The sequence below is a fragment of the Brevundimonas sp. M20 genome (assembly GCF_006547065.1).
GTDB lineage: Bacteria > Pseudomonadota > Alphaproteobacteria > Caulobacterales > Caulobacteraceae > Brevundimonas.
In genome coordinates this window covers 221,081-238,049 of record NZ_CP041243.1, presented here as the reverse complement: position 1 = coordinate 238,049, position 16,969 = coordinate 221,081, and the positions used below count along the sequence as shown (strand labels likewise).

Sequence of the window (16,969 nt, the reverse complement as noted above, 5' to 3'; positions counted from 1 at the left end):
CTTCGTTCCGGTTTCAAGTCCGCTAAGCGTGGCCGCAGGGCAGGTGCTATGATCCGTTTTCTGCAGCGCGGAAGGATCCGCACGATGCGCGAAGACCGGATCGCAAGACGCAATCGGGGCGACCGCCGCGGCCTCTGGCTGCTGGCGGGCCTGGCCCTCGCGGCGGGACTTCTGGTGCTGGCCGTCCTGCTCAAATCCAGCGCCGCCGATCAGCGGGCGCGGATCGAGATCGAGCACGCACAGTCCGCGTCAGGAGAAAAACCATCCACCGTTTCGCGTCCCGGGCCCCGTTCAGGCGCATTGCCGTTGGGATAACGCCGTCTTATTAACCATTCTGCCAGGCAGGAACCGCATGAGGCGGAGGGCGCGGATGCACGATGACAGGGGCGCACGGCGGAACCGGAACGAAGGCGGGCTGTGGTTGATCAACGCCCTGTTGCTGGCGGTGGTGGTGCTGCTCAGCCTTTACGTCTTCAGGGCGCCGGACAGTCCGCATGACGCCGGTGTCCAGATCGCGGATCACCAGCCGACGGCCTACTGACCGGTCTGGATCACCTGTCCGGTCGGCAAGCCCAGCGCCGCCGCGCGCCGGATCAGGTCCGCCCGCACCGCGGGTGACGGGCTCTGGTTGCGGTGCCAGATCCACCAGTCGGACCGGTTCGGCAGCGACAGGATAGCCCAGCTGTAGTCATCGGCGTGCGCCTGCACGCGATACGTCTGTCCGGCCAGCCCGCCGAAACTCAGCAGCCCCGTCAGGGTGAAACGGAAGGTCCGGTTGGTCCCCGGATCGGTCACCCGCGCATTGGCTCGCAGGGTTTCCGACACGCCGTCCACGCGGCGCGTACAGGTCACCACCACGCCGTACCGGTTCGCCCGCGCCTGCGGATTGAAGTCGATCTGCGCCCGGCGGCAGTCCTTCTGGAGATCGTTCGGGCTGCGGACGATCTCGAACCACCGCCCGTCGAACCGGTCCATATCCACCGCCTGCGCCGAAGCGCTTCCGGCCAACAGGCTCAGGCCCAGCGCCACGGCGGGGGCCAGAACGGGGACACGTAAACGAGCAACCACAGGCGATCCTCCTCAAACCCCGACAGCGCTCTTACGCGCTTGGGCCCGGGGCGGATGCGGGATCAGAGGATATAGCGGCTCAGGTCAGCGTTCTTCGCCAGCTCACCGATCCGCTCGCGCACCTGATCCCCGTCAAAGGTGATCGTCTGCCCGGTGAGGTCGGAGGCCTTGAAGCTGGTCTCCTCCAGCACCCGCTCCAGCACCGTCTGAAGGCGGCGGGCGCCGATGTTCTCGACCGTCGAGTTGGCGGCCACGGCCGCGTCGGCCAGCGCCTCCACCGCATCGTCGGTGAAGACCAGCGTCACATCCTCGGTGGCCAGCAGCGCCTGGTTCTGGCGGATCAGATTGGCTTCCGGCTCGGTCAGGATGCGTTTGAAATCGTCGCGGGTCAGCGCCTTCAGCTCGACCCGGATCGGCAGCCGTCCCTGAAGTTCCGGCAGCAGGTCCGACGGCTTGGCGACGTGGAAGGCGCCCGAGGCGATGAACAGCACATGGTCCGACTTCACCGGCCCGTACTTGGTCGATACCGTCGTGCCCTCGATCAGCGGCAGCAGGTCGCGCTGCACGCCTTCGCGCGACACATCGGCGCCGCGCGCCTCGGAGCGGGCCGCCACCTTGTCGATCTCGTCGATGAAGACGATGCCCTCGTTCTCGGCCAGCGACAGGGCCTCGGCGGTCAGGCTCTCCTGATCCAGCAGCTTGTCGCTTTCCTCGGTCGTCAGCGGCGCGACCGCGTCCTTCACCGTCAGCTTGACCTTCTTGGTCCGGCCCCCGCCCAGCTTGCCCAGCATTTCGGACAGATTGATCATCCCCACATTGCCGCCGCCCGGCAGGTCCACGCCCTGGATCGGCGAGGCGTTGTCGGCCAGCTCCAGCTCGATCTCCTTGTGGTCCAGCTCGCCGGCGCGCAGCTTCTTGCGGAAGCTGTCACGGGTCGCCGGCTGCGAGCCCGGTCCGACGAGGGCATCCAGAATGCGCTCCTCCGCGGCGCCCTCGGCCTTGGTCTTCACGCCCGACCGGCGCTTGTCCCGCACCATCACCAGCGCCGCCTCGACCAGATCGCGCATGATCTGGTCCACGTCGCGCCCGACATAGCCGACCTCGGTGAATTTGGTCGCCTCGACCTTCAGGAAGGGCGACCCCGCCAGCTTCGCCAGCCGTCGGGCGATCTCGGTCTTCCCGACGCCGGTCGGCCCGATCATCAGGATGTTCTTGGGCGTCACCTCGTCGCGCAGGTCATCCGGCACGCGCTTGCGCCGCCAGCGATTGCGCAGGGCCACGGCCACGGCGCGCTTGGCGTCATCCTGACCGACAATGAAGCGGTCGAGTTCTGAAACGATTTCGCGGGGGGAAAGGTCAGTCATGGTCTGGAGATAGGACGCTTCTATCGCCAGCGGGAGGGGGTGGGACATTGAGGATCGACACCGCGATCAACAGGCCCCCATCGACGGCTCAAAGAACTACCGCTTATATGGCCAAGTTTGGGTAAGGGGCTATCTGGATGGGCGTGGACATCCATTGTTTTGTCGAAGCGCGGTGGCGTGACGACGACGCTGGCTGGCAGAGCGTCGCCCAGTTCGATCTACCGCGGGACCGGGACGCCTTTGGCCGTATCGCCGGAATTCAAGGGGTCGAGGCCGTGTTCCCCGCGCGTGGTCTCCCTCCCGGCCTCGGCTATTCCGCCGACAAGGCCTGCCATCTCTGGGTCGCCGATGATATGGCCGAACACCAAGGCTGGTGCAGTCGAGCGGAAGCCGAAAAGTGGATTGCTGACGGGCAAACACAGTGGGTTGAGCCAAACCGGATTCTGGATCCGGACTTCTTCGGTTTTACATGGCTCACCCTGAGCGAGTGGTCGTCAGCCATCGAGGCGCCGGCGCCCTACGGAGCTGGCGTGGAGTATCTCGCTGTTGCGGGAGCGATGAAGGAGCTGGAGCGCGGAGGCTATCTAAGCCGTGTCGTCATCTGGTTCGATGCCTGACCCCTACTCCAGCGTCTCCACCGTCAGGTTCCCGTTGGTGTAGACGCAGATTTCCGCCGCGATGGCCATGGACCGGCGGGCGATGGTCTCGGCGTCCATGTCCGTATTCTCGATCAGGGCGCGGGCCGCCGACAGGGCGTAGTTTCCGCCCGAGCCGACCGCCGCCACGCCGTGCTCCGGCTCCAACACATCGCCGACGCCGGTGACGGTGAAGATCGAATTCCGGTCGGCCACCAGCAGCATGGCCTCCAGTCGACGCAGATAGCGGTCGGTCCGCCAGTCCTTGGCCAGATCCACGCAGGCGCGGGCCAACTGGTCCGGATACTGCTCCAGCTTGGCTTCCAGCCGCTCAATGAGGGTGAAGGCGTCGGCCGTCGCGCCGGCGAAACCCGCCAGCACCTTGCCGCCGGCCAGGGTCCGCACCTTGCGGGCCGCGCCCTTGACGATGGTCGGCCCCATCGAGACCTGGCCGTCGCCGGCGATAACGGTGCGCCCATCCTTACGTACCGCAAGGATCGTTGTGCCGTGCCAATCGGGGAATGAGGATGTGGTGTTCGTCATTTCTTCCAGATGGAGACCGAAATGGGGCGCGGCAAGGGAATCTCGTGGGATTTCAATGATACGCAAACGCCACAATACGACCAATGTAACCCGTTACATTGCTAGATTAGGCCCTTGGGGCGATAATTTTGGGGTCAGATCGTGCTGCATCGTGTGATTTACGCCAGTGAGGCGGTCGGCGCGACGGGAGTCTCAACCCTGACTCTCGCTCATATCCTCGGCGCGTCGGAAGCAAACAACCGTCGCGACGGGATCACCGCTGCCGTCATGTTCCACCGTGGCCATATCGTTCAGGCGATGGAGGGCCGCCGCGCGGATCTGGATCGTCTGATGCTCCGTCTCCTGGCCGACCGCCGCCACACCGGCCTGCGGGTTCTGGTCGACACCCCGATCTCCAGCCGCATGCTTCCCGACGCCATCAGCGTCTGCCCCGACCCCCGCGCCCTGCTGGAGCGGATCGGCGTCGTGGAGATTTCGCGCCTCACGGCCAATGAGGCCGAAGCCATGCTGGACTTCAAATACGCCGCCTGAGGGCGTGACCTCGGCCGCCTCAACGCCTAACTGGGGCGGGTGAGCTTTTCCGAAGACGAAATCGAGCGCTACGCCCGCCATCTGGTGCTGTCCGACGTCGGCGGGCCCGGCCAGCAGCGACTGAAGGCCGGGCGCGTCGGCCTGATCGGTCTGGGCGGTGTCGGCGCGCCCGCGGCCCTGTATCTGGCCGCCGCAGGCGTCGGAACCCTGCGTCTGATCGACGACGACGTCGTCGCCCTGTCCAATCTCCAGCGCCAGATCGTCTTCGACAGCGCCGATATCGGCCGCGCCAAGGTCATCGCGGGCTCGGAGACCCTGGCCGCCCTCAATCCCCACGTCGGTCTGGAGCCCCGCCCCGAACGCCTGACCGCCGACAACGCCGCCGCCCTGATCGAGGACTGCGATGTCGTCATCGACGGTACGGACGATTTCGCCACCCGCTTCTGCGTCAACGCAGCCTGCGTCAGCCACGGCGTCCCGCTGGTGTCCGGAGCGCTCGGTCGCTGGAACGGGCAGGTCGGCGTCTTCAGCGGCCAGCCCTGCTATCGCTGCATGGTGCCCGACAGCCCGCCTGACGCCGAGACCTGCAGCCGGGTCGGCGTCATCGGCGCCCTGGCCGGCGTCGTGGGAGCCATGGCCGCGCTGGAGGCGATCAAGCTGATCACCGGGGCCGGCGAGCCCTTGTCAGGCCGCCTTCTGCTCTACGACGGACTGGCGGGAACGGCGCGAACCGTCCGCGTCGCCCCCGACCCGGAGTGCCCCATCTGCGGCGCTCAGGACGCGGGCGCCGCCTCGGCCTGAGGCTCAGCTCCGGGATGGTTCAGGCGAAGGCGCGCCGGAACAGGGCGACGTAGCGGGTCATGAGGTCCTGCTCCCGGGCGTCCTCCCAGTCGGCGTGACCGAAGTCGGCGATCTCGATCAGCTCCACGCTCTTGCCCGCCGAACGCAGGGCGTCCCGCATGCGCCGGGACTGGATGAACGGAACAATGCCGTCATCAGCCCCGTGAACCAGAAGCACTGGACAGTTGATTTCGGCCGCCCGGCGGCTGGGCGAGGCCGCCTGCAGCGCCGCGCCGTCCCGGGTGCGGTCGCCGATACGCTTGGTCCAGAACTGGTAGGCCAGCTTGTCAGCCGAGTCGTCCTGCCGCTCCTCCCACGCCAGCATCTCAGGCAGGTCATAGACGCCGCAGATGCCGATGGCGGCCTTGTACAGGTCGGGTCGCTTCAGCGCCCCCATCAGGGCCGCATAGCCGCCGTAGCTGGTGCCCATGATGCCGATCCGTGAGGCGTCCAGCCCCTTGAGGCTGATGGCGTGGGCGACGGCGTCCTCGACATCGTCCTGCATCCGCGTCCCCCACCGGGTCCAGCCCTGTTCTGCGAAGGCCTGACCATAACCGCCGGACCCCCGGAAATTGGGGCGCAGCACCCACCAGCCCTGCGCCGCCAGCACCTGTGCCTGTCGATCCCAGCTGGGGTAGTCCCGCACCTCGGGCCCGCCATGCGGCAGGACGATCAGCGGCCCCGGCGCCCCGCCGGGCGGCGCCAGCAGATAGGCTTCGATGGTCTGACCATCGCGGGTCGGGACCTGCAGCACCTCGCCGACGCCCAGCCGATCCGTCTCCAGCGCGCGCGCCTGCGCCACATTGACGATCAGCCGCGCGTCCTTGTCATAGAAGAACCAGGCGCCCGGCTCGTTCGGTCCGTTCACATAGGCGATGAAGCGGTTGCGGGCCCGATCCACGTCCGTCAGGGCGACGTCGCAGCTGTTGTCGAAGAACCGGTTGAGCGCGCGATGATGCGGGACCAGCGCCGGCTCGGCGAACTCGTACTCCAGCCGCTCGCCGTAGTAGGCGGCCCCCAGATAGCGTCCGGCGGAATCCTTGAGGCCGTAAAGCGCGTCCCTGCCCGGACGGCTGTTCAACGGGGCGCCCAGCGCCGTTGTCGCCAGATCCATCTCGCGCACGCTGATCACGTCCTCGGTGTCCAGCCGCGCCCTGACCAGCACCACGCCGGGGCGGTCCGACGGTCCCACCCACGAGAAGTCCGGCGCGTCCCGGACACGCGTTCGGCGGGCCATCCGCCACTCGGCCTCACCCGGCGCGCGGACCATGACGGTCTCCATCGTGCCGCGAGTGTTGATGTCGTGACGCATCACCGGGACGCCGTTGACCGTGCGCCAGGTGTAGGTGCCCGATGCGCCCCGCTCCAGCCGGGTCGGCGTTCCGGTGTTCACATTGACCCGATGCAGGGCCAGGACGCCGTCCCCGTCCCAGGCCGCCATCAGAATGTTGTCGGCGTCATCCGGCAGCAGGTCGATGATCCGGCCCATGTCGAACGTGCCGCGCATCTGGTTGCGCTGGTCGCCGAACAGGACCACCGGGTCGCCACGGTCGGCATGGATCGACACGACCCGCCGCATCCAGAACTCCACGCTCTCGGTGCGGAGGTTCGAGCCCGCCCGCGACCTGGAGCCGGTCTCGCCCTTCATCATCACGGTCGCCAGCACGCGATCATTGCTGGCCCATTCCAGACCCGTGATGTGCACGGCGCCCAGGCTGATCCGGCGGCGCTGCCCTTCAGGATCGGCGGCGGACAGCAGGTCGACGGCGCTCAGGGGCGCGGCGTCCGTACCGAGGTTTTCACCGACAGCGATGCGGTCGCCGTTCGGCGACAGCGCGGCCCCGACCGAGCGGATGGGCTTGAAGAACTCCTGCAGCGGATAAGCGCCCGCCGCGCCCTGCGCCCGCGCCATACCGGACGGAAGCGTGGCCAGTCCCCCCACCAGCGCGCCCGCGCCGACCAGCAGCCCCCGTCGCGACAACGCCGCGCGCGCCGCCTTGCTCAAACCCGATTTCACGATAATCCCCCGACACTTGCGCGGGCAGACAACCCAAGCGGGGCTGCGCCGTCAAGCCGGGTTCCATCAAAACATCGCGGGAATGACGCGGTCCGGCGGGCGGTGTCCGTTGGCGAAGGTCTGGATGTTGGCGATGACCCGGTCGCCCATGTCCTGACGCGCCTCGATCGTCGCCGAGCCGAGATGGGGCAGCAGCACCACGTTCGGATGCCCGATCAGGCCCGGATGCACCTTCGGTTCGTGCTCGAAGACGTCCAGCCCGACCCCGGCGATGCGACGCTGCGCCACGGCCTCGGCCAGCGCCGCCTCGTCGATCAGCTCACCGCGCGCCGTATTGATCAGAATGGCCTCGGGCCGCAGCTTCGCCAGCCGCTCGGCCGACAACAGGTGATGGGTCTCCTTCGTCGCCGGGCTGTTCAGCGAGATCAGGTCCATCCGCGCCAGCATCTGGTCCAGATCGTCCCAGTAGGTCGCGCCCAGTTCCTCGGCGATCATCGGCGAGACCGGCTTGCGGTTATGATAGTGGACCTGCATCCCGAACGCCTTCGCCCGGCGGGCCAGCGCCTGCCCGATCCGGCCCATGCCGACGATGCCCAGCCGCTTGCCCCACAGCTTGCGCCCGGTCATCCAGGTCGGGCTCCAGCCCTCGAACCGGCCCTCCTGCATCACCTGCGCGCCCTCGACGATCCGGCGGCTGACCGCCAGGATCAGCGTCATGGCCAGATCGGCCGTGTCCTCTGTCAGGACCCCCGGCGTATTGGTCACGATCAGACCCCGGCCCACGGCGGCGTCGATGTCGATATGGTCCACGCCCGCGCCGAAATTGGCGATCATCTTCAGCTGCGGCCCGGCCCTGGCGATCAACGGACCATCTATGATGTCGGTGATGGTCGGCGACAGCACATCGGCCCGCTGCACCGCCGCCTCCAGCTCGGCGCGGGTCATCGGCCGATCCGTCAGGTTCAGCTCGGCGTCGAACAGCTCGCGCATCCGTGTTTCCACGGCGTCGGGCAAGCGTCTGGTTAATACGACCTTAAGCCTGGGAGCGGACATTCGGAGCCTTCGATTTCTCATCCCGGCTTTAATGGTCCTGTCGGTGTCTGGCAAAGCTCATCGTCTCAAGCGCATCGCCCTGATCGGGGGCGTGATCGGCTGCGCGGTGCTGGCGGGCGCCGCCAACACCATGCCCGGGGGGCGCCCGACGCCCAGCGGCCAGCCCGTGCCGCGCTGGCTGTCGCTGAAATCGAGCAAGGTCTTCGCCCGTCAGGGCCCCGGCCTCGACTACCGCATCCTCTGGCAATACCGGGTCTCGAACCTGCCGGTTCAGGTCGTCGCCGAGACCGAGGGCTGGCGGAAAATCTGCGACCCCGACGGCGCCGTCGCCTGGGTCCACCGCAGCGTCGTGACCAGCAGCCGCAGCGTCATGAACGCCACCGACGAGGAAATTCCCATCCACGCCGGGCGCTCCGGCGCCTCGCCGGTCCGCGCCCGTCTCTCGGCCAGGTCCCTGGTGTCCATAGACGCCTGTGTCGACCAGTGGTGCGAGGTCCGCGTCCGCCGCCTCCGCGGCTGGGTGCCGCAGTCCGCCGTCTTCGGCGCCCAGGAACAGGCCCTGTGCGACGCCAACCGCCCCGCCGGCGCCGCCCGCGACCGGCGATAGACTTCCGCCTCACCTCTCCATTCGCCCTCAAGCGAATGGAGAGGACAGACCGGCGCGGCAGCGACGGTCAGGAGAGGGCGGCTCGGTGTCGGCAGAAGACGCCTCGAACACCGGTGTCGGCGGCCAACCGTCAAACGCCTGCGCCGCCCCCTCCTGATCGCTGCGCGATCTGTCCTCCCCATCGCCTTAAAGCGGGCGATGGAGAGGTGAGGCGCCGCACTCCATCCTTCAAAGATACGGAGGAGTTCACGTTCAGCCCGCGCAATCCGGCGCGCCAAGCCACTGATCTTGCGTCGGATTTCAAATCCCCAGCGTCATTCTCCCGCCATAGGAAGCCCGGCCCTCACAATACCCGCATCCCGTCGATGGGGAGGGCGTCGGATCCACGCTGCTCGACGACGGCGGGCTGTGGCCGAGCGATGAAGCCCGCGCGAAGGAGAGCGCGGGGGTCCTCGTCGGGCATGGATGGATCCTGCCCGCTTGCTCGCCGCGCGCTGTTGGAAGCGGACCGCTGGCGTCTCTGAACGGTCGAAGTCCGCCCCGCGTCGGGGTCAGCAATGATCCCGGCGGTGATCCGGCAAGGCCCTAATGCAAAGGCCGCCAGCCGGAGGGCGTGTGGAAAACGGCCGCGCGGGACGTCGCTCTCGTCGAAACGGTAAAACAAAACACCACACACCGGGCGAGGCCCGGCGTCCCGCGCCCTTCCCATCACCGCTTCGCATCGAAGCGGCGAAGACGCGTGGCTCATTTCAAAGCCCTCCCGTTTGGCGGAGGGGGGAGGGTTGGGGGGGGGTGCGTGCTGTGCGCTTCAGAACAGCCTCGAAGGGCTCCGTAGACCTCTCCTCCTGCGCCCTATGCTTCATCATCGGGCCCTCACCCCCATCCCCGGCCCTCCCCCCCTCAAGGGGGAAGGGGGGGCGTGCGAAGCCGGGTGGGGAGGGCTAAGGCGAAACAGCCGCGCTTTCGTCGCCGAGCCGCCCCCACCCTGTCGTCGCTGCGCGCCGACATCCCTCCCCGGGACGGGGAGGGAGCGCAGGAGTGCCGCACCCCACACCCCACACCCGAAACCCCACGCCCCCGCAAACCCTCCGTCTCCGTTAAAAAGTTGAGCCCTGATGCGGGCTCGTGTAACCCGACGGCAACATCCGGGCGCAGGCTGCGCCCATCACCACGAGAACGTCTTTGTCCGAGCTGAAATATCCGTCGTCGTTCGATTATGAGGCCCTGCTGGCCTCGGGCCGTGGCGAACTGTTCGGTCCCGGCAACGCCCAGCTCCCGGCCCCGCCGATGCTGATGTTCGACCGGATCACCCAGATCAACGCGGACGGCGGCGAGCACGGCAAGGGCTATGTCGAGGCCGAGCTGGATATCCATCCGGACCTCTGGTTCTTCCAGTGCCATTTCATCGGCGACCCGGTCATGCCCGGCTGCCTGGGCCTGGACGCCATGTGGCAGCTGGTCGGCTTCTATCTCGGCTGGATCGGCGGTCCCGGCCGCGGCCGCGCCCTCGGCGTCGGCGAGGTGAAGTTCACCGGTCAGGTCCAGCCCGACGTGAAGAAGGTGACCTACAAGATCAATCTGAAGCGGGTCATCAATCGCCGTCTGGTCATGGGTATCGCCGACGGGGTGATGGAGGCCGACGGCGTTCCTATCTATACCGCCACGGACATGCGCGTCGGCCTGTTCGGCGGCGTGGAAGCGTCGGGCGAGTAAGTCCCCTATATTCCCCCGGACCGCGGATAACGCGGCGACTGATGAGTTACGGAAGGATTCCACCATGCGGCGTGTTGTCGTCACCGGGCTGGGCATTGTCTCCTCCATCGGCACCGGAGCCGCCGAGGTCACCGCGTCGCTGCGCGATGCGAAATCGGGCGTCCAGCACGCCGCCGACCACGCCACGCACGGTTTCCGCTCGCAGGTCTGGGCGCCGCCGGCCCTGGGCCATACCGCCGAGGACTGGGCGCCGCTGGTGGACCGTCGCGCCGCCCGCTTCCTGGCCAACGGCACCGCCTGGGGCCACATCGCCTTTGAAGAGGCGCTGAAGGATTCCGGCCTGACCCCGGAAGAGATCAAGGATCCCCGCATCGGCCTGATCGTCGGTGAAGGCGGCCCCTCGACCCAGGTTATCCTGCAAGCCGCCCAGACCACCCTTGAAAGAGGCTCTCCCAAGCGCATCGGGCCGTTCGCCGTGCCGAAGGCCATGGCCTCGGGCCCGTCGGCCGTTCTGGCGACCTGGTTCGAGCTCAAGGGCATCAACTATTCGATCAGCTCGGCCTGCGCGACCTCGGCCCACTGCATCGGCGCGGGCGCCGAACAGATCGCCTGGGGCAAGCAGGACGTGGTCTTCGCCGGCGGCGTCGAGGACATCGACTGGTCCATGTCGAACATGTTCGACGCCATGGGCGCCATGTCCTCGAACTTCAACGACAATCCGTCGAAGGCCAGCCGCGCCTATGACAAGGATCGCGACGGCTTCGTCATCGCGGGCGGCGCCGGCATCGTCGTGCTGGAAGAGTACGAACGCGCCGTGGCGCGCGGCGCGAAGATCTATGCCGAAGTCACCGGCTACGGCGCCAACTCCGACGGCTACGACATGGTCGCGCCCTCGGGCGAGGGCGCCGAGCGCTGCATGAAGATCGCGCTGGAAATGGCCGGCAATCCGAAGATCGACTACCTGAACCCGCACGGCACCTCGACGCCCGTCGGCGACAGCAAGGAAATGGGCGCGGTCCGCAACGTCTTCGGCGACGACCTGCCGATGATCTCCTCGACCAAGTCGCTGACGGGGCACTCGCTCGGCGCCGCGGGCGCCCAGGAGGCCATCTACTGCCTGCTGATGATGGACAACGACTTCGCCGCCGAAAGCGCCCACATCGAGAACCTCGATCCCGAGTTCGAGGGCATGCCGATCCTGCGCAAGCGCCACGACGGCCCGCTGAAGCACGTCATGTCCAACTCGTTCGGCTTCGGCGGAACGAACGGCACGCTGATCCTCAGCAAGATCTAGACGACACCACCACGACCGGCCTCAAGCAGCGAGCGACCGCGTCGCGAGCGATAGGCCACTTTAGGAGAGCCAAGATGGCCGCTGAATCCACCTGGGACATGCCCACCGGCGACCTCATGAAGGGCAAGAAGGGCCTGATCATGGGGGTGGCGAACTCCAGCTCCATCGCCTGGGGCATCGCCTCCCAGCTGGCCGCCCAAGGCGCCGAACTGGCCTTCACCTACCTCGGCGAGAGCCTGGAGCGTCGCGTGCGTCCGCTGGCCGAAAGCGTCGGCGCCAAGCTGCTGATCCAGGCCGACGTCACCGACGACGCCTCGATGGACAAGGCGTTCGAGGAACTGGAAAAAGAGTTCGGCACGATCGACTTCGTCGTGCATTCGGTGGCCTTCGCCAACAAGGACGAGCTGAAGGGCTCCTTCGTCGACAACACCACCCGCGACAGCTTCCTGCTGGCCATGAACATCTCGGCCTTCAGTTTCGTCGACGTCGCCAGGCGCTCGGCCCGCCTGATGCCGAACGGCGGCTCCATGATCACCCTGACCTACCTCGGGTCGGAACGGGTCATCCCGAACTACAACACCATGGGCGTCGCCAAGGCCGCTCTGGAAGCCGCGACCCGCTACATCGCCCGCGACCTCGGTCCGAAGAACATCCGCGTCAACGCCATCTCGGCCGGCGCCATGCGCACCCTGTCGCTGGCCGGCATCTCGGGCGGCCGCGGCCTGCACTCGAAGTCGGCCCAGTTCTCCCTGATCAAGGAAGAGACCTCGATGGAAGGCGTCGCCGGCGCCGCCCTGTGGCTCTGCTCGGACCTCGGCCGCTCCACCACCGGTGAAGTCGTCCACGTCGACGCCGGTTTCCACGCCGTCGGCCTGCCGGACGACATCGAGGGCTAAGCCCGGTCAGCGGGGATGAGCGCCCCTCGCCTGCCCGTCTCCGCCATCTCGGCGGCCGCCGTCGGAACCGTGATCGGCTTCGGCGGCACCGTCGCGCTGGTGGTGCAGGCGGGCCATGTGCTGGGCGCCTCCCCGGACCAGATCGTGTCGATGGTGACGGCGCTCTGCCTCGGCATCGGCCTGCCCGGCCTGCTGCTCAGCTGGCGGATGAAGGTCCCGGTCATCCTGGCCTGGTCCACCCCCGGCGCGGCCCTGCTGGCGGCATCGACTCTCGGCGTCGGCTGGCCCACCGCCGTCGGCGCCTTCGTCATCGCCGGCGGCCTGATGGTCGTCACCGGCCTCGTCCCCGCCCTCGGGCGGCTGGCGGCCCGGATCCCCGGCGGCATCGCCTCGGCCATGCTGGCGGGCGTTCTGCTGCCCTTCTGTCTCAAGCTGTTTCTCGTCTTCCCGACCGATCTGGCGCTGGCGGCGGGCCTGTTCGCGGTCTTCCTGCTGATGCGGCGGCTGGCCCCGACCTGGGCCCTTCCCGCCGTCCTCATCGGCGCCTTCGCCGTGCTGGCCCTGCGCGGCCAGGTCGCCCTGCCGCCCGGAACCGGCCTGTTCGGCCAGCTGTCGCCGGTCGCGCCCGCCTTCGACCTCAAGGTCGCGGTCAGCCTCGCCCTGCCGCTGTTCCTCGTCACCCTCGTCTCCCAGAACCTGCCCGGCCTCGTGGTGCTCAAGGCCGCGGGCTATGAGCCGCCGCCGGGACCGCTGCTGCTCTCGACCGGCCTCGCCACCCTGGTCCTCGCCCCCTTCGGCGCCTACGGGGTCAATCTGGCCGCCATCGTCGCGGCCATCTGCACCGGGCCGGACGCCCATCCGGACCCGCGGCGTCGCTGGATCGTCGGCGTGATCTACGGCGGACTCTATCTGGTCGTGGCCCTGTTCGCCGCCCCTCTGGCGGGACTTTTCATCGCCATGCCTCCGGCCGCCCTCGCGGTGCTGACCGGACTCGCCCTCATCGGTCCCCTGACCGGGGCCCTGCAGGGCGCCATGGCCGAACCGGACCATCGGGAGGCCGCCGTCATCGCCTTCGCGGCGACCGCCTCGGGGGCCGCCCTGTTCGGCATCGGCTCGGCCTTCTGGGGCCTGCTGGCCGGCTTCCTGGCCCTCGCGGCCCTGCGCTGGAGGCGCTGACCTCACGAGCCTGTGTCCGCTTGCCGACAAACCGGCGGTTGACGCCCGCCGCTGTTCCGGCCCAGCCTGAGCCCATCTCAAAGGGAGAGCCGCCATGGCCCACAAGTTCGAGATCTACAAGGACAAGGCCGGAGAGTTCCGGGTCCGCTTCAAGTACAACTCGGAAACGCTCTTCTCGACCGAGGGCTACAGCTCCAAGGCCTCGGCCCAGAACGCCATCGACTCGATCAAGAAGAACGGGCCTGACGCCCCGACCGAGGACAACAGCTAGGCCGACGCTCAGTCGGGCTCGCGCTCGCCGACCTCGTTGGGCCGCACCACCAGCAGCCAGCCGTCGGCCAGATGCAGCTCGGGCACGGCGTCCCTGGTGAACGGCAGATACCAGGTCGGGCCACCGGCGGCCGGAGCGATCTCCAGCATGTCGGAGGCGCCGAAATTCTGGACCGACTTCACCGTGCCCAGCACGGTCCCGTCCGGCTCCCGCCCTTCGACCCCGACCAGATCGGTCAGATAGAACTCGTCCTCGTCCGGCTCCGGCAACCGGTCGCGCGGGATGAACAGTTTGAGCCCGCGCATCGCGTCGGCCTGCTCCTTGGTGGCGATCTCCTTCGCCCGCCCGACCACGCCGTTCTTGTCCGGCCGCGCCGAGGTCAGGGTCAGCCCCACCGACCCGTCCGCCCGCAGCAGGTCGCGATAGGCCAGCAGGGCCATCGGGTCGGCGGTCCAGGCGGTCACCCGCACCTCGCCGCGCACGCCGAAGCCGCCGGCGATCTGTCCAACCTGAATGAGCTTGTCCTGCGTCATTGTCACCTCGCTGCCGCCGTTCCCGACTTCCCGGCCTCAACTAGCGCGAAGCGCGGCGGGCGCCTTCTAAAAAGAAGAAGGGCGGCGCCCGTCGGACGCCGCCCTTCCTCAGATCAAATCCGGCGAACCGGAAGAAATCAGGCTTCTTCGGTCGACTCGGCGGCCGGGGCTTCCTCGGCGGCGACTTCAGCAGCCGGGGCTTCTTCAGCAGCGGCTTCAGCCGGAGCTTCTTCAACGGCCGGAGCGGCGGCCGCAGCAGCAGCGGCGGCAGCGGCTTCTTCCTTGGCGCGCTGGGCGGCTTCAGCGGCTTCCACCTTGGCCGCGGCTTCGGCTTCGGCGCGGTCAGCTTCGCGCTGGGCGCGTTCGGCGGCGCGCTCTTGCGCCTTCTTGCCCGGCTGGGCCTTGTTCGGGTTGTTGGACTGGGTCCACTTCACCTTGCCGGCCAGCGCTTCGTCCTGCGACAGGAAGCGAGCGACACGGTCGGTCGGCTGCGCGCCCTTCGACAGCCATTCAGCGATACGGTCGGCCTTCAGCACAACGCGCTTCTGCTCGCCGTCGCGCGGCAGCATCGGGTTGTACGAGCCAACGCGCTCGATGAACTTGCCGTCGCGCGGAGCGTGCGAGTCAGCAACGACGATGTAGTAGTACGGGCGCTTCTTGGCGCCACCACGGGCCAGACGGATCTTCAGCATTTCAGGTCTCTTTCAGGGATCGTTCTATTTCTTGGGAGGGAAGCCCGGCAGGCCCGGAAGGCCCCCCGGAAGTTGTCCGCCACCCAGGCCCGCCATGCGGTCCTGAAGGGCTTTCAATTCGTCGGCGCTCGGCTCGGGCATCTTGCCCCCGCCCATCGCCTTGAGGCGGGCCATGTCCGGCCCGCCGCCACCGCCGAGGCCGCCGAGCATGGCGGCCATCTGCTGCATCTTCTTCGGTCCGCCGCGCGACAGCGACTTGACCATGTCGGCCATCTGCCGGTGCTGCTTGAGCAAGCGGTTGATGTCCTGAACCTCGACACCGGCGCCGGCGGCCACGCGCTTCTTGCGGCTGGCGTTCAGCAGGTCCGGCTTCTTGCGCTCGGCCTTGGTCATCGAGGAGATGATCGCTTCCTGGCGGGCGATCATGCGGTCGTCGATGTTGGCGTCGGCCATCTGTGCTTTCATCTTCGCGACACCGGGCAGCATGCCCATGATGCCCTGAAGACCGCCCATCTTCTTCATCTGCTGGAGCTGGGCGGCGAGATCGTTCAGGTCGAACTGTCCCTTGGCCAGCTTGCGGGCCATGGCCTCGGCCTTGGACGCGTCAAGCTCCTGGCTCGCCTTCTCGACCAGGGCGACAATGTCGCCCTGACCCAGAATGCGACCGGCGACGCGACGGGCGTCGAAGGCGTCCAGCTGGTCGACCTTTTCGCCGGCGCCCAGATACTTGATCGGCAGGCCGGTGACGGCGCGCATCGACAGCATGGCGCCGCCGCGGCCGTCGCCGTCGGCGCGGGTCAGGATCAGACCCGTCAGCGGCAGGCGCTCGTGGAAGGCCTTGGCGGTGCGAACCGCGTCCTGACCGGTCAGGCTGTCGGCGACCAGCAGGGTCTCGACCGGCCTGGCGATAGAGGCGACTTCCGCCACCTCGGCCATCAGGGCCTCGTCCAGCGTGATGCGGCCGGCGGTGTCGAGGATCAGGACGTCGAAGCCCTGCAGCTTGGCGGACGTCATCGCCCGCCTGGTGATCTGAACGGCGCTCTCGCCCTTCACGATCGGAAGCGTCGCGACCTCGATCTGCCTGCCGAGGGTTTCGAGCTGCTCCATGGCCGCCGGACGACGCGTGTCCAGCGAGGCCATCATGACCTTCTTGCGGTCGAACTTGGTCAGACGCAGCGCCAGCTTGGCGGACGTCGTCGTCTTGCCGGAGCCCTGCAGGCCGGCCATCAGGAAGACGGCGGGCGGGGTGGCGTTCAGGTTCAGCGGAACCGGCTCTTCGCCGCCCAGCATTTCGACCAGACCGTCATAGACGATCTTGATGACCTGATCGGCCGGCTTGACCGAACGAATGACCTCTTCGCCCGTCGCGCGCTCGGTGGCGAAGGCGATGAAGTCCTTGACGACGGGCAGGGCGACGTCGGCCTCGAGCAGGGCCACGCGCACTTCGCGCATCGCCTCCTGCACGTCCTTTTCGGACAGGGCGCCGCGACCGGTGATCCGGTCGAATACGCCTGAAAGCCGCTCGTTCAGAGCCTCGAACATCAACTACCTCACGCCCATTTTCGCTTCAGGTCACGACGACCTGAATCCGGAAAATCGGCCACAAACCCGGCGCAGGTGGGGCGGCTCCATACGAAGACAACCTCTGGCGACGATCACGTCGGCAGAGGGTTCTCGCCCACCTCGTCCGGTCGAAACCGGGGTCGTGTGGGAGGAGACGCAGGTTCACTTGCGTC

The 16,969-nt window shown here is 67.8% G+C and carries 19 protein-coding genes; 11 read left to right on the top strand and 8 right to left on the bottom strand.

Going from position 1 to position 16,969, the window contains the following annotated elements; translation table 11 throughout:
* Nucleotides 1-48 precede the first annotated feature (48 nt).
* Together FKQ52_RS01215 and FKQ52_RS16320 are read left to right on the top strand one after the other, a co-directional pair.
* The gene (locus tag FKQ52_RS01215) at nucleotides 49-315 is read left to right on the top strand and encodes a hypothetical protein (RefSeq protein ID WP_141625487.1); all 267 of its coding nucleotides are present in this window, start codon (nucleotides 49-51) and stop codon (nucleotides 313-315) included.
* A gap of 55 nt (nucleotides 316-370) precedes the next feature.
* Nucleotides 371-541, top strand: a complete 171-nt coding sequence (locus FKQ52_RS16320) for a hypothetical protein (RefSeq protein ID WP_168196756.1) — start codon at nucleotides 371-373, stop codon at nucleotides 539-541.
* On the opposite strand, the gene FKQ52_RS01210 is transcribed toward FKQ52_RS16320, so the two are convergent.
* Complete coding sequence (locus FKQ52_RS01210) at nucleotides 535-1,068, bottom strand: lipocalin family protein (RefSeq protein ID WP_240811702.1); 534 nt, start codon at nucleotides 1,066-1,068, stop codon at nucleotides 535-537. The two genes, FKQ52_RS16320 and FKQ52_RS01210, sit on opposite strands and share 7 nt — an antisense overlap.
* A 62-nt stretch (nucleotides 1,069-1,130) precedes the next feature.
* Nucleotides 1,131-2,432 carry an ATP-dependent protease ATPase subunit HslU gene (gene hslU, locus FKQ52_RS01205; RefSeq protein ID WP_141625486.1) on the bottom strand — a complete coding sequence of 434 codons (1,302 nt, stop codon included), beginning with the start codon at nucleotides 2,430-2,432 and terminating at the stop codon, nucleotides 1,131-1,133.
* A gap of 137 nt (nucleotides 2,433-2,569) precedes the next feature.
* Between hslU and FKQ52_RS01200 the strand changes: the two genes are divergently transcribed.
* Entirely contained in the window at nucleotides 2,570-3,049 is a 480-nt protein-coding gene (locus tag FKQ52_RS01200) for a hypothetical protein (protein ID WP_141625485.1), read from the top strand.
* A 3-nt stretch (nucleotides 3,050-3,052) separates the two neighbouring features.
* Here the strand turns inward: FKQ52_RS01200 and hslV are convergent, their stop codons facing one another.
* The gene (gene hslV / locus FKQ52_RS01195) at nucleotides 3,053-3,610 is read right to left on the bottom strand and encodes an ATP-dependent protease subunit HslV (RefSeq protein ID WP_141625484.1); all 558 of its coding nucleotides are present in this window, start codon (nucleotides 3,608-3,610) and stop codon (nucleotides 3,053-3,055) included.
* 141 nt (nucleotides 3,611-3,751) lie between these two features.
* Between hslV and FKQ52_RS01190 the strand changes: the two genes are divergently transcribed.
* On the top strand, nucleotides 3,752-4,141 hold the full coding sequence (locus tag FKQ52_RS01190) for a BLUF domain-containing protein (protein ID WP_168196755.1): 390 nt from the start codon (nucleotides 3,752-3,754) through the stop codon (nucleotides 4,139-4,141).
* 39 nt (nucleotides 4,142-4,180) lie between these two features.
* A complete protein-coding gene (locus FKQ52_RS01185) occupies nucleotides 4,181-4,942 on the top strand; it encodes a molybdopterin-synthase adenylyltransferase MoeB (RefSeq protein WP_141625482.1) in 762 nt (253 codons plus the stop codon).
* Nucleotides 4,943-4,961: 19 nt separating this feature from the next.
* Here the strand turns inward: FKQ52_RS01185 and FKQ52_RS01180 are convergent, their stop codons facing one another.
* Nucleotides 4,962-6,998, bottom strand: coding sequence for a S9 family peptidase (locus FKQ52_RS01180; protein ID WP_141625481.1), 2,037 nt, complete (start codon nucleotides 6,996-6,998; stop codon nucleotides 4,962-4,964).
* Nucleotides 6,999-7,064: 66 nt separating this feature from the next.
* Nucleotides 7,065-8,051, bottom strand: coding sequence for a D-glycerate dehydrogenase (locus FKQ52_RS01175; protein WP_141625480.1), 987 nt, complete (start codon nucleotides 8,049-8,051; stop codon nucleotides 7,065-7,067).
* Between the two features lie 43 nt (nucleotides 8,052-8,094).
* Between FKQ52_RS01175 and FKQ52_RS01170 the strand changes: the two genes are divergently transcribed.
* The 6 genes from FKQ52_RS01170 (at nucleotide 8,095) to FKQ52_RS01145 (ending at nucleotide 14,008) form a co-directional block, all read left to right on the top strand.
* Entirely contained in the window at nucleotides 8,095-8,658 is a 564-nt protein-coding gene (locus tag FKQ52_RS01170) for an SH3 domain-containing protein (protein ID WP_240811701.1), read from the top strand.
* Between the two features lie 1,191 nt (nucleotides 8,659-9,849).
* Nucleotides 9,850-10,371 carry a 3-hydroxyacyl-[acyl-carrier-protein] dehydratase FabA gene (gene fabA, locus FKQ52_RS01165; protein WP_141628179.1) on the top strand — a complete coding sequence of 174 codons (522 nt, stop codon included), beginning with the start codon at nucleotides 9,850-9,852 and terminating at the stop codon, nucleotides 10,369-10,371.
* 64 nt (nucleotides 10,372-10,435) lie between these two features.
* Entirely contained in the window at nucleotides 10,436-11,665 is a 1,230-nt protein-coding gene (gene fabB / locus FKQ52_RS01160; RefSeq protein ID WP_141625478.1) for a beta-ketoacyl-ACP synthase I, read from the top strand.
* Nucleotides 11,666-11,763: 98 nt separating this feature from the next.
* Nucleotides 11,764-12,561 carry an enoyl-ACP reductase gene (locus FKQ52_RS01155; RefSeq protein WP_205750896.1) on the top strand — a complete coding sequence of 266 codons (798 nt, stop codon included), beginning with the start codon at nucleotides 11,764-11,766 and terminating at the stop codon, nucleotides 12,559-12,561.
* Nucleotides 12,562-12,576: 15 nt separating this feature from the next.
* A complete protein-coding gene (locus tag FKQ52_RS01150; RefSeq protein ID WP_141625476.1) occupies nucleotides 12,577-13,737 on the top strand; it encodes a benzoate/H(+) symporter BenE family transporter in 1,161 nt (386 codons plus the stop codon).
* A 94-nt stretch (nucleotides 13,738-13,831) separates the two neighbouring features.
* Nucleotides 13,832-14,008 (top strand): YegP family protein, encoded by a 177-nt coding sequence (locus tag FKQ52_RS01145; protein ID WP_141625475.1) that lies wholly within the window; start codon nucleotides 13,832-13,834, stop codon nucleotides 14,006-14,008.
* 8 nt (nucleotides 14,009-14,016) lie between these two features.
* Here the strand turns inward: FKQ52_RS01145 and rimM are convergent, their stop codons facing one another.
* From rimM to ffh, 3 genes are all read right to left on the bottom strand, one after another.
* A complete protein-coding gene (rimM, locus tag FKQ52_RS01140) occupies nucleotides 14,017-14,541 on the bottom strand; it encodes a ribosome maturation factor RimM (protein ID WP_141625474.1) in 525 nt (174 codons plus the stop codon).
* A gap of 137 nt (nucleotides 14,542-14,678) precedes the next feature.
* Complete coding sequence (rpsP, locus tag FKQ52_RS01135; RefSeq protein WP_141625473.1) at nucleotides 14,679-15,233, bottom strand: 30S ribosomal protein S16; 555 nt, start codon at nucleotides 15,231-15,233, stop codon at nucleotides 14,679-14,681.
* Between the two features lie 24 nt (nucleotides 15,234-15,257).
* Entirely contained in the window at nucleotides 15,258-16,775 is a 1,518-nt protein-coding gene (gene ffh / locus FKQ52_RS01130) for a signal recognition particle protein (RefSeq protein WP_141625472.1), read from the bottom strand.
* Nucleotides 16,776-16,969: the final 194 nt, after the last annotated feature.

What these genes read in the sequence shown, in the direction of transcription:
- FKQ52_RS01215 (WP_141625487.1), top strand. Translation starts at nt 49, where the DNA reads ATGATCCGTTTTCTGCAGCGCGGAAGGATCCGCACGATGCGCGAAGAC.
- FKQ52_RS16320 (WP_168196756.1), top strand. Translation starts at nt 371, where the DNA reads ATGCACGATGACAGGGGCGCACGGCGGAACCGGAACGAAGGCGGGCTG.
- hslU (WP_141625486.1), bottom strand. Translation starts at nt 2,432, where the DNA reads ATGACTGACCTTTCCCCCCGCGAAATCGTTTCAGAACTCGACCGCTTC.
- FKQ52_RS01200 (WP_141625485.1), top strand. Translation starts at nt 2,570, where the DNA reads ATGGGCGTGGACATCCATTGTTTTGTCGAAGCGCGGTGGCGTGACGAC.
- hslV (WP_141625484.1), bottom strand. Translation starts at nt 3,610, where the DNA reads ATGACGAACACCACATCCTCATTCCCCGATTGGCACGGCACAACGATC.
- FKQ52_RS01175 (WP_141625480.1), bottom strand. Translation starts at nt 8,051, where the DNA reads ATGTCCGCTCCCAGGCTTAAGGTCGTATTAACCAGACGCTTGCCCGAC.
- fabB (WP_141625478.1), top strand. Translation starts at nt 10,436, where the DNA reads ATGCGGCGTGTTGTCGTCACCGGGCTGGGCATTGTCTCCTCCATCGGC.
- FKQ52_RS01155 (WP_205750896.1), top strand. Translation starts at nt 11,764, where the DNA reads ATGCCCACCGGCGACCTCATGAAGGGCAAGAAGGGCCTGATCATGGGG.
- FKQ52_RS01150 (WP_141625476.1), top strand. Translation starts at nt 12,577, where the DNA reads ATGAGCGCCCCTCGCCTGCCCGTCTCCGCCATCTCGGCGGCCGCCGTC.
- FKQ52_RS01145 (WP_141625475.1), top strand. Translation starts at nt 13,832, where the DNA reads ATGGCCCACAAGTTCGAGATCTACAAGGACAAGGCCGGAGAGTTCCGG.
- rimM (WP_141625474.1), bottom strand. Translation starts at nt 14,541, where the DNA reads ATGACGCAGGACAAGCTCATTCAGGTTGGACAGATCGCCGGCGGCTTC.
- rpsP (WP_141625473.1), bottom strand. Translation starts at nt 15,233, where the DNA reads ATGCTGAAGATCCGTCTGGCCCGTGGTGGCGCCAAGAAGCGCCCGTAC.
- ffh (WP_141625472.1), bottom strand. Translation starts at nt 16,775, where the DNA reads ATGTTCGAGGCTCTGAACGAGCGGCTTTCAGGCGTATTCGACCGGATC.